The sequence below is a fragment of the Collinsella sp. AM43-1 genome, from assembly GCF_003467925.1.
GTDB lineage: Bacteria > Actinomycetota > Coriobacteriia > Coriobacteriales > Coriobacteriaceae > Collinsella.
The window spans coordinates 39,689-53,463 of the sequence record NZ_QSFR01000011.1 but is presented as its reverse complement, the minus strand read 5'-3'; the positions used below and the strand labels follow the sequence as shown (position 1 = coordinate 53,463).

Genomic DNA, 13,775 nt, shown 5'->3' with positions numbered 1-13,775 from the left:
TAAACAGTACGACCATACTACCGTTAACGCCGCAACGGGGACAACCGAGCTGCGGGTCATTGCTTTGTTTGGACACATTTCCGCAGCTCATATATGCCCGCAACCGCCGGTTGTCAAAAATCTCACTAGAATAGGTGGCATGCTTTTGACGGTGGCGGATAGATTTTTAACTGTGCAAGGCGCCTTAAGAACAAAAACGGTCCGGCGGCACGGCTGGCATCGCATAGGAGGAACCATGAATGTAGAAACTGCGCAGCGGCTCGCCGACCTTCGTCGCAGCAAGGGTTTTAGCCAAGAAGGGCTGGCGCGAAAGCTGGGGCTGTCGCGCCAGGCGGTCAGTAAATGGGAGCGTGCGGAGAGCTCGCCCGATACCGAGAACCTGATCTCGCTCGCAAAACTCTATGGCGTGAGTTTGGACGAGCTCCTCAATCCGAGCGATGAGATCGAGGACGATATCGAGTTTGAGAACGAGGACCGCGCCCGTCAGCGCGAGGCCGAGGCGGCAGAACGTGCCCGCACCCATGAGGCGGCGGCGCGCGCCACGGAGGCAGCTACGCAGGCGAGTGATGCTGCGGCCAAGGCGGCGCAAGCGGCAAGCTGGAGTGCGCAGGCCGCCAATGCCGCTACGGCGCAGGTGACGAGTGGCGGCGCAGCTGGCTCGACTCCGTTGAAAGGTCCGTTCCAGTCGTTTCCGTATTGGGCCGTGTGCTGGCTGCTGTTCTTTTTGCTGATGTTCCTGTTTGGTGGCTCCTTTGCCGCGCTGATCTTCTTTACAATCCCCATCTATCACTGGGTGGCGCGTGCGCTCGATGGCGATTGGGCACGCGGGGATATTCAGGTTGGTCCGGCGCCGGAGGCGGCTAAGGCTCAGGATGTTTCCGCTGCGGTTGATACTGACGTGGCTTCCTCGACCGCCGCTGAGCCGAGCGCCAAAGAAGGTGATGAATGATGAAGCTCTCGCATGAGTCCAAGGTCCGCCTGGGCGTCGGTATCGGAGCGTTCGTGCTCATCATCGGGCTTATCTTTGGCACTTCGCGGATATTGTTTCATTTTGATGGCCCGTGGGATCTCGGCGATATTGCATCCGGTTTGTTCGGTATGGACGATGTGGTTGACGGGGACGATTCTTTGGATGGCGGTAACTATTCCGCTCAGTCTCGGCAGCTTTCGAGCGAAACGTTTGATGCCGACTCATTCCAGTCCCTTGACCTGGATGTGACATCGGGTGAGGTTGAGATCAAGTGCGTTTCCGGCGGGCAGGTGCGTGTCATCGAGAGCGGTCGTGTTGCAAAGGGGGTAGCTACCTACGATGCTGCCACTCAGAATCTGGCCGAGGTCAAGGGTTCTACACTCACGATTAGCCAGTTCGACTGCGATGACGAGCGCGCTATCGATCGTTCGGTCACCATCGAGCTGCCGCGGGATGTTGCCGATAACATGGTGGGCATTACAGCGAATGTAGGATCGGGCGATCTAACGGTCACGGACATTGCGTGTCATGACCTCAACCTGACGTTGGACTCGGGAGACGTCGCGTTTACGGGCACCGTGACCGACACCCTGAATGCCGAGGTCGGTTCGGGCGATGCAACGTTCGAGCTCTACCAGGCGCCCGCGAAGTCGATGGACGTGAGCGTGGGCTCGGGCGACGTGGAGATGACGGTTCCGAACTCTACGGGCTTTAAGGCGAGCCTCGCCGTGGGCAGCGGTGACTTCGAGAGCGATTTCCTTCCGCTTGGCTACGATGGCGAGACCATATTAAATCTTGAATTCGACAACGGTGATAAGTCTGCCACGTATCGTTTTGAGGTTGGTTCGGGTGACGTGTCGTTTGATTCGGAGTGACGGGTGGTTTTCGGAGACCCGCAAACGTAGCCGCGCTGTTTGATGAAGGCGCCGAAGCCGAGATCGGCTCCGGCGCCTTTGCCTTTACAATGGGGTCATGGAACAGATTATTTTGAACATACTCGATGCCCTGCGTCGCGGTGAGACCGTGGACGACAAGGTACTCGTCAAATTGATACATGCCGAGGCGCGCCGTGAGGGTGCCGACAAGCGCGATTTGGCCAAGCGTCGCCTGCTGCCGTTTTACCAGCGGGTGAAACGCGAGGAGCCGGCTCGTTGGACGGCATGGAATGTCGACGCCGAGCTAGAGCGCCAACTGCTGCAGGTGCTGCGCATGAAGCCCCGCCGCACGGCTTCGGGCGTGGCGACCATTACCGTCATCACCAAGCCGTGGCCGTGCTCGGGAGATTGCCTGTTTTGCCCCAATGACCTGCGCATGCCCAAGAGCTATCTGCACGCCGAGCCGGCATGCGCCCGTGCGGAGCAAAACTGCTTCGACCCGTATCTGCAGGTGAGCGCTCGCCTGACCGCGCTTTCGCAGATGGGACATGCGACCGATAAGATTGAGCTCATCGTGCTCGGCGGTACCTGGAGCGACTATCCGCAAGGCTATCAGACGTGGTTTATGTCGGAGCTTTTCCGTGCGCTCAATGACGATGCCGTTGCCGGCGTGGCTGCTAACCCCATGTTGGCGCGTCCGGGCATCAGCCGTGCCGAGGCAGGGCGCCTGCTCGATGGCGCTCCCGCCGATACGCTGCCGCCGGTGGTGGCGGAGCGACGCGAACGCTATCGCGCTGCCGGTATTGCGACCGATGAGGCTGAGCTTGCGAGCGGTGTTGCCGGCGAACAGGAGCGCGTGGATGCTGCCGTGGGCGGCTATAACCGCGCGGTGCGTCGTCTGTACGGCCCCGGTACGCCGTGGGGCGAGGTCGCCGAGTGGCAGGCGGCAACGATGGAGGAGCTCGAGCTTCAGCAGCGCATCAACGAGACGGCGAAGCATCGCGTGGTGGGGCTCGTTATCGAGACGCGCCCCGATGCCGTAACGCCGCAGGCGCTCACGCTCATCCGCCGTCTGGGCTGCACCAAGATCCAGATGGGCATCCAGAGCCTCGACCAACACCTGCTCGATATCAACGAGCGTCGCATTTCGGTGGCACAGATCGAGCGGGCGTTTTCGCTCGCGCGCCTGTTTGGCTTTAAGATCCACGCGCATTTTATGCTCAACTTGCTGGGCGCTACGCCCGAGGGGGACAAGCGCGACTACGAGCGCTTTGTGACCGAGGGCGCCTTTATGCCCGACGAGGTCAAGGTCTACCCGTGCGCGCTCATCGAGGGCTCGCGCCTGGTGGGCTGCTACGAGCGCGGCGAGTGGCGCCCCTATACCGAGGAAGAACTGCTCGATGTGCTGGCCGATGACATCGTGGTGACGCCGGCATTCTGCCGCATCAGCCGCATGATTCGCGACTTTAGTTCCGATGACATCATGGTGGGCAACAAGAAGCCCAACCTGCGTCAGCTCGTCGAGAACCGCCTGGCTGCTCGGGGTGACGGTGCGACGGTGCGTGAGATTCGCTATCGCGAGATCAGCACGGCGGGTGCCGACTTGGATGAGCTATCTCTTGATGAGGAAGTAGCGTACGAGACGCCGGTGACTTACGAGCGCTTTTTGCAGTGGGTGACGCCGCGGGGCAAGATCGCGGGCTTTTTGCGGTTGTCGCTGCCCGATCGCGCTTTTGTTGCCGCACATGCGGACGAGCTGCCGACGATGCCGGACGAGGCGATGATTCGCGAGGTGCACGTGTATGGCATGGCGGCGCGCGTGGGGGATCAAGGCCAGGCGGCGCAGCATCACGGTTTGGGGCGTTTGCTCGTAGAGCATGCATGCGAGATTGCCCGGGATGCGGGTTATGCGCGCATCAACGTGATTAGCGCGATTGGCACACGCGAGTACTATCGCCATCTTGGATTTTATGACCATGGCCTTTATCTGCAAAAGGAGCTCTAGATGAACAAGCCGAGTGTTTCTGCCGGCGTCGTTGCCGGCGTTGCTCTGGGAGCCGCGGCGCTTGGTGCGGCCGCTGTCGCTGTTCGTGCTGCCTGTCTGCAGGTTGCGCGAACTCGCAATGGGTTGGCGCGCGTGAAGCGCATGCACGATGAGAGCGGTGACGAGGTCCGTGTGCTCGTGCAGGGCGGCGTCTACCAAAGCGCGAGCTACGTTGGCGAGCGTTGGGCAGAGCCCGTCTTTACGTACTATCGCGCGTTTGATGACGTGTTTGAGGCCGAGGGCGCAATGCGTGATGCTTACGGGCATGGTATCGACCGTATGCTCATGCTGGGCGGCGGCGGGTTTGCCTATCCCAAGTTTGCGCTGATGTCGCACGAGGGCTTGCGCATGGACGTTATTGAGTATGACGGAGAGATTACGCGCCTGGCGCGCCGCTGGTTCTACCTAGACGAGCTGGAGCGCGCGGTGGGTGACCGCTTGCGGGTGATTACCGCTGAGGCTCGCTCGTATCTGGGCGTGACGAGCGTGGGTCATCGTCGCTACGACGTGGTCGTGAGCGATTGCTTTGGCGGTGCCGAGCCCGTGCGCGAGCTGGCAACCGTTGAGGCGTTGCGTTTAGTGCGGGGTAGCTTGAACCCGGGCGGCATCTACGTGGCTAATATTGTGAGCGCGAACGAGGGGAGCGACGTGACGTTCCTGCGCGATTGCGCCGCCACGGCGCTCGAGGTGTTCGACCACGTTTGGGTGGTCCCATGTGGCGATACGGAGTTCGGCGGCGAGGAAAACCACCTGCTCATTGTCAGCGACGGCGACTACGCCTTTGCCGAAGCCGTGCCCTTCGACGCCGACTTTCTCGGCGCTACCCTCCATGACTAGCGCGTTTCCCTGCGACCAGTCTTTCTGGGACGGGGCTTTTTTAGCTACGGGCATGATTTTTCTGGGACGGGGATTAAAAAATCATTAGGTACAGAATGATTTTTTAATCCCCGTCCCAGAAAAATCATGCTGCCGGCGCCTGGCCAAGAAGTAGCTCAACAAGCCCCGTCCCAGAAAGACTGGTCTCAGGCGTGGTCGCGCCAGCTGCGGACACGCTGCTTCATGCCCTCTATGTCGAGCACGCCTTCGGCAAAGCCCTTGCGCACGAGCTCTTCGGGAACAAACTCGTCGTAGCGGTCAAAGTAAGGCACCTCGCCAGGATAGACGAGCTCGATGGGATCGAAGTCCTTTTCGGCCTCGGCGGCGAGCACCTCAAAGAACGTCTCCTCGTCGGCCTTCATCTTAAACTGCATAAAGTACGGGCGTGACGGGTCGAGTCCGCGAAGGCCCAGCTCAGCGGCGCATTTGATTTTAAGCATGCGCTCGAGTGCTAGGAAGGCGTAGCTGCCCAACCAGGGGAAGAGCACCCAGGTGTCGCCACCCAGATTGATGAGCGGCTTAGTTCCCGCGCCCGAAATCTCGGCGGTATGACGAGCCTGCGCCAAGCGAGCCCGTGCGTTACCCATAAGGTACGGATATGCTGCGTGCTCAGTGAGCGCTTGGCGCATACGCTCGAGCACATGCGTGTTAATGTCGCCGGGGCAGTCGCCAAAGTAGGCCGGCACCCGGCCCTTGACCTGCGTGGCAAAGACAGTGTGGCGCTTCCAGTCCACTTCCTCGACAATCCAGCAGTGTCCGGCGATGGCGATGCGCTCACCGGGCGGGGGCGGATTAACGATCGTGCCCAGCTCGGCCGATTCGCTCCGGACGGTAAACTCCTCGTTTTCCTGGAACACGGCGTAGAACTTAAAGTTGTTGATGATGCGCTCGCCCGCGAGACCCACGATGAGCCCGCCACCTTCGGTGACCTGGATATGGTCGATCTTAATGAGGTGACGTAGCAGCACACGGTAATCGTCTGCCGAGACACGGTGGAAATAGCTGAGCGTGAGCACGCGCTGGGCAAGTTCGGCCGGCGTGAGCTCGCCGGTGCTGGCGAGGGTCGACATAGTCTGGTGATAGAGCAGGCTGTAGGGGAGACGATCGAGCTCGGGTGGCTCGACCCACTTTTCCTCGCGATAGAGTTGTACGAGCGCGATACCCTGCAGGAGCTTCCAGGGAATGGTTTCGGGCATCATCGTGCGCGGCTCGGGCTCTTCCTCGCGCATGACAAACCACATCTCGGGCGGAAGATCGCGACGGCCTGTGCGCCCCATGCGCTGCAAAAAGGAGCTGACGGTAAACGGCGCGTCAATCTGGAAGGCGCGCTCCAGGCGGCCGATATCGATACCGAGCTCCAGCGTAGAGGTGGTGACGGTCGTCTGTGTCTGTTCCTCGTCGCGCATGAGCTCTTCTGCCGTCTCGCGCAGCGATGCCGAAAGATTGCCGTGGTGGATGAGAAAGCGGTCGGGCTCGTGCCGGCTCTCGCAGTAGCTACGCAGCATGGAGCATACGGCCTCTGCCTCCTCGCGCGAGTTGGCAAAGACCAGGCATTTGCGGCCGCGGGTGTGTTCGAAGATATAGCCCATGCCGGGGTCGGCGTTGTCGGGCGCCGTGTCGGTGGGGTTGAGAAGCGCCTGCTCGGTCGCTCGTGGGATGTCGACTTCGCCCTCGGGGGCCGAGGAAGTTTGGCGGTCCTTGGGAGCGGCCTTGCCCCGTGCCCGCTCACGACGTTGATGGCGCTCCTCTTGTGTGAGCTGTCCGCTGTGACGCATGTCTTGGGCGCCGGCGGGCAGCGCCGCGGATGCCGCTGCCTCGATGCGCTCGCACGCGAGTACTTCGGCCTCTTGAGGACCTGTGCCCATGAATCCCCGCTGCTGAGCCTGGGGGCCCGAGTTGTAGAAGTGCTCCATGGAGATGCGCCACACGCGGCGCGGTTCCTCAAAGCGGGGGATAACGCAGTCGCGCCCCGTTCCCTGCGAGAGAAAGGCGCCCGTGCGCTCGGGGTCGCCGATGGTGGCCGAAAGGCCAATGCGGCGGGGCTGCACGCCTGCCATGCGCGAGAGGCGCTCGATAAGACAGAGCGTCTGCCCGCCGCGGTCGCCGCGCATGAGCGAATGGACTTCGTCGATAACCACATAGCGCAGGTCGCAAAACATGCGCGGGATCGCCATGTGCTTATGGATCAGGAGTGCCTCGAGCGACTCGGGCGTAATCTGTAGGATGCCGCTCGGTTTTTTGATGAGTTTGGCCTTGTGTGATTGCGAGACATCGCCATGCCAGTGCCAGACGGGGATATCGGCTTCTTCGCACAGGTCGTTGAGGCGGAAGAATTGGTCGTTGATGAGCGCCTTGAGGGGGCCAATGTAGAGGGCGCCCACGCTTGCGGGCGGGTTCTCCCAAAACTCGGTCAGGATGGGAAAGAAGGCTGCCTCGGTTTTGCCGGAAGCCGTGGATGCCGTCAGGAGCACATTGTCCTGTGTGTTGAAGATGGCATCTGCCGCCGCAACCTGGATAGAGCGCAAGCTCTCCCAATCGTGGGAGTAGATGAAGTCTTGGATAAACGGGGCGTAGCGGTCAAAGGCGTTCACGGGGCCTCCTTTCAACAACGAATCTCTCAACGCGGCTGGCAACGGCTTGCTGCATTACTGCTTCAACGTTTGCCCAGATAAAACCTGCCAAAATAAACCTGTCCCTTTTTGGTGGGTTAGATGGTGAACTCGGCGAAGTTGCGGTCGCCGCCTGCGGTGCCGGTGTCGCCTGTTGCGGTTGCCGGCGCCAACGCGTCGCCGCCGACGCTTTGCAGCAGCTCGGCCACGTTGGCGTCGGGGTTTTGGCATAGGATGTCGAGCAGCTCGATAAAGTCACGAATGACTTCACGCGGCGTCAGATGCGTGTCGGCTCCCACGCGACCGAACTCGATCTTGAGGAAGTCCACCAAGTCGTTCTCGGTAAGCGTGGGCGTCCAGCCAAAGTAGCCGGCGTGAATTTGCATGAGTTTTTCGATCAGCACCAGCAGCTCCTCGTAGGTGAGTGGCTGCAGGCGGATGATGGGCGCGAGCATGTCCTTAAGGTCTTCGCGCGCAAAGCGGCCCTGAGCGAGTCGGCTGCGCAGGGCCTCGTAGGAGAACACGCCGCGGCGGCGGTCTTCGATGGAGGTTGGCGTGCCGCCCATGATCATGCCTAGGTACTGCGCCTTGCCCTGGAGCGTGTCGTTGTACATGGTCAGGATCTTCTCGTAGTTGTATTGGCGCGTGATGGCGTTGGGAATCTTATACAGATTCACGAGCTCGTCGATGAGCACCAGCATGCCCTTGTAGCCACTGCAGACCAAAAAACGCGCGATGAGTTTGACGTAGTCGTACCAGTCGTCATCGCTGATGATGGTTGAGGAGCCCAGCTCGGCGCGTGCCTCGCTCTTGGTGCGGTATTCGCCGCGAATCCATTTGGTCACGCGGCTCATGGTCTCTTCGTCGCCCCCGGATGCGGCCATGCGATAGCGGCGGAGCATGCGGGTGAAGTCGAAGCCGTGGACCATCTCCTCGAGCGGGGCCAGTTGGGCATTGACGACCGACTCGTCGACGTCGGCACACGAGGCGACCCAGCGATCCAGAATAAGGTTGAGCGCACCGCCCTCGGGGCGCGTCTTGGTCGATATATTGCGGATGAGCTCGCGGTAGGTGGCAAGGCCCTGTCCCTGACCGCCCTGCAGGCGGCGCTCGGGCGACAGGTCGGCATCAGCGACGACGAATCCCTCGCCCATGGCGTGCGTGCGGATAGTCTGGAGCAAAAAGCTCTTGCCGGCGCCGTAACGACCGACCAGAAAGCGGAAGCTCGCGCCACCGTCGGCGATGAGACTCAGATCGGTGAGCAGGGCGCGGATCTCGACCTCGCGCCCTACGGTGATGTAAGGAAGGCCGATGCGCGGGACCACGCCGCCCTTGAGCGAGTTGAGAATGACGGCAGCGACGCGCTTGGGCACGCGAGGTGCTGCGGATGCGGTATCACTCATGGTCTAGGTATCCTCTCACGTCTGCTTCGTAGTCCTCGATAATCTGCGGCCCTGCTGCGCTAAATTCAATTACGGTGTCGCCCACCAGGTCAAAGAGCGCCTCGTTGATGGTATCGACGAGCATGTCCTCGCTCTGCTCCGATTGCACTACCGCCGATTCCGCCTGTACTGCGTTGTGCTCGAGCAGCGCGCGGAGATAGGCGTCTGCGGCGGGCGCGAGTTCGTTTGTGGCGTCAGCGGGCGTAGCAGCTGCGAACGCGGGCGTCGGCGCGAGAAGCGGTGCCACGACACCAAACTGTTCGGTGGATATGGTCGGCTCGTCGGACTCGTCCTGCCCTGCGGCCGCCGCGACCGCCTCGACCGTCGCGTCGGCTACGGGCTCGGCTTCCGGTTGCCCTGAGTCCGCTGCCTCGGCTTCTGCGGACGCGCCGTCCTCGCGTTCCTCGTCGATCAAAAGCGCTTCGCGCGTTTGTGCGGCAGCGCTCCGAATGTGCCCCAGCTGGCTCAGATCGATATCGATCTTGACGGGCTGGTGTGCGGCGTCCCACGAAAGCCATGCCACAATCTCGTCATCGATAATCTTGGCCAGATATTTGGGGACCTTTTCTTCCTTAAGGGGATGGGCAGGGTCCAGGGCCAGGCGCAGGCGTTGGTCGCAGGCGCGCATCATCTCGCCAAGTTTGCTGCTCTTTTGTCTGCTGCCGTGAATCCGCATGCATTCCCAAAAACCGTTTTGGCAACGGTAGATATGGATGGGGTCCAGACGGTATTCGCAGTCCTCGTGGCGCTCGGGCGCAAAGAATACGGCCGAGGCAAACATGGTGTAGGGCATGGCCGTCTCCTCCCCAAATAAACTTGCCACGATGCCGGTCTTTCGGTGCGTGTCATAGTAGCGCGCCATGCGGACATACACGGCGCACGCCACGTGGCGCAGATCACGGTGGTGGCTGCGGTCGAGCCGCGAGCTACTTAGGTTGTACGTGGAGAGGGCGTTGATGGCGGCCATGAGTCGCTCCTCGCGCACCTCATCGGGCGGAAGGGGGAGCGTGGGCTCGGAGGTTTTGCGACGCTTAGGGGTCTGGCCGGACGGTGCCGGTACAAGGTCTCGTGCCGCGCGCCGCAGTTCGATAAGGGCGTTATCGAACATGACGGTTTTAGAGTCGCGAAGCAGCTTGGGGTCGAGCCCGTGGAACACGGCGTAATCTTGCAGCCACACGCGCGCAAACCGGTCGATGCCGGGCTCGAAGGCGCGATAGACATCCCAAAAAGCCTTGATCTTGTTAAAACCATCGAGTGGATTATCTACGCCAATGCCGCAGATCAGCTCATAGAGATACAGAAAGGCAAAGGACGTAGACGTTTCCTCGACGGTTCCGCGGCGCACTTGGGCACGCCAGGTAAAGTAGCCGCGCAGTTGCCGGTCGCTCATGGCGTTGTAGGTGGGAAAGTACGACTTAAAGGTGCCGTTGTAGGGACAGTCGTCCTCAAAGTCGGCCATCAGCAGGCCCTGGCGGTAAAAAAGCTCGGCTTCCGAAAGCCAGCGGCCCGCACCGCCCTTGGGGTCATCCTGCCAGCGCGATATCTCGCGCATTTTGCGGTACTGGTCGGGGAGGAAATTCTGCATCTGTCGGCCGGTTTTGAGAATCGGCTCGTCTGCGTAGGTTTCGTTTGAGAAGCGGGCGGACTGATGGGTCCGGGCCTCGGCCATAATGCGCTCGATGAGCATCTTGATGTCCTGGTCGGCCACCGCTCCTCCTCTCGAACGCAGCTACGGTGTCCTCATATCATAGCACAGCATCAAACAGATGTTCGAGATACCGCTGCGTTGCTAGATTTAGAACAGGAGGGCGTATATGACGGCGATGACGACGGAGGGAAGCATATTGGCCGTGCGGAAGGTCTGAGGACGGATGAGGTTGACGCCGACGCAGAAGATGAGCATGGAGCCTACGAGCGAAAGGCTGTTGAGGGCTGCTGTGGTCATGATGGGGGAGAGCGCGCCGGCAAACAGCGTGATCGTCCCCTGGAACACGGCGACGGGCAGGGCGGAGAAGATGCAGCCGCGGCCAAGCGAGGCCGTCATGGTGCAGACGATGATGCAGTCCAGTGCGCCCTTGAGGGCAAGCGTTGACCAGTCGCCGAGCAGGCCGTCCTGGATCGATCCCACAATGGCCATGGCGCCGATGCACACGGTGAGTGAAGTCGAGACAAAAGCGTTGGTGAACTCGTTATCGCCCTCACTGCCAGTCTTGCGCTTGAGCCATTCGCCAAGGTTCTCGATGGCGGCCTCCAAGTTGATGGCCTCGCCGATGAGCGAACCGAGCGCAAATGAGACGATGAGCATGGTGGTACCGGTGGTCGCTAGCGCCTTTCCATCGATGATGAGCATCTTTTGCATGGTGCCGCCCAGGCCGATAAACAGGACGCACAGCCCCGATGCTTTCATGAGCGTGTCTTGGATGCGCGGTGTAATGAAGCGGCCGCCCGCTAATCCCAAAAGACCGCCCGCAACTAAAAGCGCAACGTTGATGATTGTTCCCAAGCCCGGCATGAGCCCTCCTGTATTGATGCCAACGTGGCAATCGTAGCAGAACGAAATGCGAGGCACATCGCGACTCATCTAATACGTTATATAAGTGGTATTAGGAATGATGCGCAGCATTTAAGCCTCAGGTGGTTGTCGGGACATAGGGGTAGTAGTCAAAGCGCAGTGTCATAAGCCGCTGCGGGGATTCAATAGCCGCGGCGATGATATTGGCATCGCGGGCACGATCAAACCCTTCGAGTTCGATCTGATACGAGACGTCTTGCATAATGTCCAGACGTCGCCAGGCTAGAAGTGTGTCGCCATCGAATTCCAAGGTCTTGCCTCCGTCTGGGGCAACGGCGTATAGACGCAGTTTAGCGGTGGTTGCAGGGTCGACAACCGTGACCTTTTTAATTTCGTTTCGAGTATTCTTGGCGCCCAACAAGGTGAGCAGTGTTGGGGCCACGACCTCGCCCGATGGCAAAAAGACGACTTCGATGGATTCGGGAAATGCGATGATGGCCGACTTGCGGACGGGCTGATTGGCGGCGGCAACTTCGATGTTTGCAGCATCGATGACCTCTGTGTGGTCGAGGGCGGCAAGCACGCAGCAGTTACCTTCATCGATCTCCTGAGGATCAGCAAGTCCCAGACTGTCCGCGAGCTCGGGATCGTTTGGACCGGTAGCGGGCTCATTCGGTGCTTCGAAAGAAGCTGGGACGCTGTTTGTCGGCGACGGCGTGTCGCCCGCACCTGCTTCTTTGTCCGTGCTCTCTTCTTGTATGGTTGCGTTGATGGGTTCGTCGTTTGAGGGGAGCGTCTTGGCGTCAAGCGCGGAGGGGACAATCCCGATGGCTCCGGATCCGTTCCACTCCATTTCGAGAAGCGCCGGGTCGGCAAGAATGCGTTGCCTGCTTTGCGCGTGGGCATCGATTTCAATAGGGCCTGCCTCTATCCCTCGTGTAAGGCTGAGTGATCCGGCTGACTTCTCGAAATGAGCGTCTGTGTCTTTGGTGCTGACGGCGTAGAACAGCAGGGATGCTTCTCCCGCCGCGATGGCATCGGTGCCCGCCTTGGTCAGCCGCAGCGATGCCGTGAATGAGAGGGTGGGCTGCACATCGTCTGCATTCGCGGCGGCGCAGCCCAGACATATACCGCCTCCTTTCTCGAAAAACGCACCGTCGAAGGCGACCTTCGCTCCGTTCGCCGAGTCATCGACCGAAGCGATATCGATGCGCAACCCCAAATCGCACGGATCGCCATCTGCATCGAGCACAATCGAGCGCCATGTGCAGACGGCGCACCCCGCCTGGGAGCCGTTTGCCTTGTTCGAACGATTGATATCCACGACTATCGAGCCGTCCGTATTACGACGAAGGCATCCCGAGGTTGAGATTGCGGCCTGTGCGAACGAAAAACGCTTGCACGCAATGGCGCTCGACGGATTTGGTGCGGAGCTTAGGGCTGCTGGTAAGGAGTCTGCCATGACGGGAGTCGCCCAAGCGGCGACAGGCGTTCCGGTTGCGAGCGCGCCGCAGAGTGCGACGACGGGCAAAAGGTTCTTCGATGCCATGGGGTCTCCTTAGCTAATTTAGTGCGGCCTGTCCGTGTTTCGTTTCTGGCTGCGTTTGATGTGCAGACCGAGGCCGGCGGTTCCCGCACCTGCTGCCGTGGCGCCTGCTGCCAAGAGCCATCGTCTGTCGTCTGTCTGTGCCAACGGTTCCTTGCGGTTGCCGCGGTCGAGCTCCGAGAGGTCGACCGTCACTTGCGTGGCGGCCTGCGCCTGTTCTTGCTGGGCAAAGGCCATGGCTGGCCCAAACGCTAGGATACTGACGGCGGCCAGGGCGACGGCCTTATGCCGTGTGCGCACCGGGCTCGACCGTCCAGGTGATCGTTGCAACCTGATCGCCTTCGCCGGTTACGCGGAAGATGTCGCGCGTGACGCGGGCGACGTTTCCGCTTGTCTTGAGCTTAATTTTGTCCGTGCCGCCGGCAATGCCCTGGTAGCCCATGTCGAAGGCTGCATTCTTGGAAAGATCGAGGCCCGTCTCCTGCATTGCGGCGCTGGCGTTCTGGAGTGCGCCGTCGGGGCCGACCTTAAAGTCGATGGAATTCTGCGCGGTTCCGGCCTTGGCGTCGGCGGCAATGGTCCAGGTGTTCATGGCGTCGATCTTCATGTTGGTGACATGGATGCCGTAGGCCGAATGATTGTCGATGGTGGTCGCGTCTTCTGAGGGGCCCTGAAGCGTGCCGTCGGCCTTGGCGACGAAGGGAATAACCGTCGGAACTTTGAACTCTACGTTGTCGATCTCGGTCCTGACCATTACTTTCGTGGTTCCAACGCGCCCGGCTGCCAGAGCTGGCGTCGGGGCGGCGCCCATTGCGAGCGCGAGCGCGAGCCCTGCGCCCACGACGAGCGCTCTGGCTCCGTTCATGTTCCTGGTGATGTCCATGGTCGTTCCTTTCTATTC

General features: G+C 60.7%; 11 protein-coding genes. 4 read left to right on the top strand and 7 right to left on the bottom strand.

Features of this window, described 5'->3' with window-relative positions; genetic code table 11:
- Nucleotides 1-235: 235 nt before the first annotated feature.
- The 4 genes from DW925_RS06810 to DW925_RS06795 all read left to right on the top strand — a co-directional run bounded on the left by DW925_RS06810 (nucleotide 236) and on the right by DW925_RS06795 (nucleotide 4,726).
- Nucleotides 236-949 (top strand): helix-turn-helix domain-containing protein, encoded by a 714-nt coding sequence (locus DW925_RS06810; RefSeq protein ID WP_117629640.1) that lies wholly within the window; start codon nucleotides 236-238, stop codon nucleotides 947-949.
- On the top strand, nucleotides 949-1,845 hold the full coding sequence (locus tag DW925_RS06805) for a DUF4097 family beta strand repeat-containing protein (RefSeq protein ID WP_158551306.1): 897 nt from the start codon (nucleotides 949-951) through the stop codon (nucleotides 1,843-1,845). The genes DW925_RS06810 and DW925_RS06805 overlap by 1 nt, the downstream gene beginning before the upstream one ends.
- A 97-nt stretch (nucleotides 1,846-1,942) precedes the next feature.
- A complete protein-coding gene (locus DW925_RS06800) occupies nucleotides 1,943-3,850 on the top strand; it encodes an elongator complex protein 3 (protein ID WP_117629642.1) in 1,908 nt (635 codons plus the stop codon).
- Entirely contained in the window at nucleotides 3,851-4,726 is an 876-nt protein-coding gene (locus tag DW925_RS06795; protein ID WP_117629643.1) for a spermidine synthase, read from the top strand.
- Between the two features lie 185 nt (nucleotides 4,727-4,911).
- Here DW925_RS06795 and DW925_RS06790 read toward each other — a convergent pair whose 3' ends face one another.
- From DW925_RS06790 to DW925_RS06760, 7 genes are all read right to left on the bottom strand, one after another.
- Nucleotides 4,912-7,356, bottom strand: coding sequence for a DEAD/DEAH box helicase (locus DW925_RS06790; RefSeq protein WP_117629644.1), 2,445 nt, complete (start codon nucleotides 7,354-7,356; stop codon nucleotides 4,912-4,914).
- A gap of 116 nt (nucleotides 7,357-7,472) precedes the next feature.
- Complete coding sequence (locus tag DW925_RS06785; protein ID WP_117790672.1) at nucleotides 7,473-8,777, bottom strand: ATP-binding protein; 1,305 nt, start codon at nucleotides 8,775-8,777, stop codon at nucleotides 7,473-7,475.
- Nucleotides 8,770-10,524: a TerB N-terminal domain-containing protein gene (locus DW925_RS06780; RefSeq protein WP_233540252.1), complete on the bottom strand. Its 1,755-nt coding sequence runs from the start codon at nucleotides 10,522-10,524 to the stop codon at nucleotides 8,770-8,772. Before DW925_RS06780 ends, DW925_RS06785 begins: the two co-directional genes overlap by 8 nt.
- Before the next feature lie 87 nt (nucleotides 10,525-10,611).
- Nucleotides 10,612-11,328: a DUF554 domain-containing protein gene (locus DW925_RS06775; protein WP_172622415.1), complete on the bottom strand. Its 717-nt coding sequence runs from the start codon at nucleotides 11,326-11,328 to the stop codon at nucleotides 10,612-10,614.
- A gap of 118 nt (nucleotides 11,329-11,446) precedes the next feature.
- A complete protein-coding gene (locus tag DW925_RS06770) occupies nucleotides 11,447-12,877 on the bottom strand; it encodes a hypothetical protein (RefSeq protein WP_117645731.1) in 1,431 nt (476 codons plus the stop codon).
- Nucleotides 12,878-12,895: 18 nt separating this feature from the next.
- Complete coding sequence (locus DW925_RS06765) at nucleotides 12,896-13,111, bottom strand: hypothetical protein (RefSeq protein WP_147349525.1); 216 nt, start codon at nucleotides 13,109-13,111, stop codon at nucleotides 12,896-12,898.
- A 46-nt stretch (nucleotides 13,112-13,157) separates the two neighbouring features.
- A complete protein-coding gene (locus tag DW925_RS06760; RefSeq protein WP_089573324.1) occupies nucleotides 13,158-13,757 on the bottom strand; it encodes a hypothetical protein in 600 nt (199 codons plus the stop codon).
- Nucleotides 13,758-13,775: the final 18 nt, after the last annotated feature.

What these genes read in the sequence shown, in the direction of transcription:
- DW925_RS06765 (WP_147349525.1), bottom strand. Translation starts at nt 13,111, where the DNA reads ATGGCCTTTGCCCAGCAAGAACAGGCGCAGGCCGCCACGCAAGTGACG.
- DW925_RS06800 (WP_117629642.1), top strand. Translation starts at nt 1,943, where the DNA reads ATGGAACAGATTATTTTGAACATACTCGATGCCCTGCGTCGCGGTGAG.
- DW925_RS06795 (WP_117629643.1), top strand. Translation starts at nt 3,851, where the DNA reads ATGAACAAGCCGAGTGTTTCTGCCGGCGTCGTTGCCGGCGTTGCTCTG.
- DW925_RS06805 (WP_158551306.1), top strand. Translation starts at nt 949, where the DNA reads ATGAAGCTCTCGCATGAGTCCAAGGTCCGCCTGGGCGTCGGTATCGGA.
- DW925_RS06775 (WP_172622415.1), bottom strand. Translation starts at nt 11,328, where the DNA reads ATGCCGGGCTTGGGAACAATCATCAACGTTGCGCTTTTAGTTGCGGGC.
- DW925_RS06770 (WP_117645731.1), bottom strand. Translation starts at nt 12,877, where the DNA reads ATGGCATCGAAGAACCTTTTGCCCGTCGTCGCACTCTGCGGCGCGCTC.
- DW925_RS06785 (WP_117790672.1), bottom strand. Translation starts at nt 8,777, where the DNA reads ATGAGTGATACCGCATCCGCAGCACCTCGCGTGCCCAAGCGCGTCGCT.
- DW925_RS06810 (WP_117629640.1), top strand. Translation starts at nt 236, where the DNA reads ATGAATGTAGAAACTGCGCAGCGGCTCGCCGACCTTCGTCGCAGCAAG.
- DW925_RS06760 (WP_089573324.1), bottom strand. Translation starts at nt 13,757, where the DNA reads ATGGACATCACCAGGAACATGAACGGAGCCAGAGCGCTCGTCGTGGGC.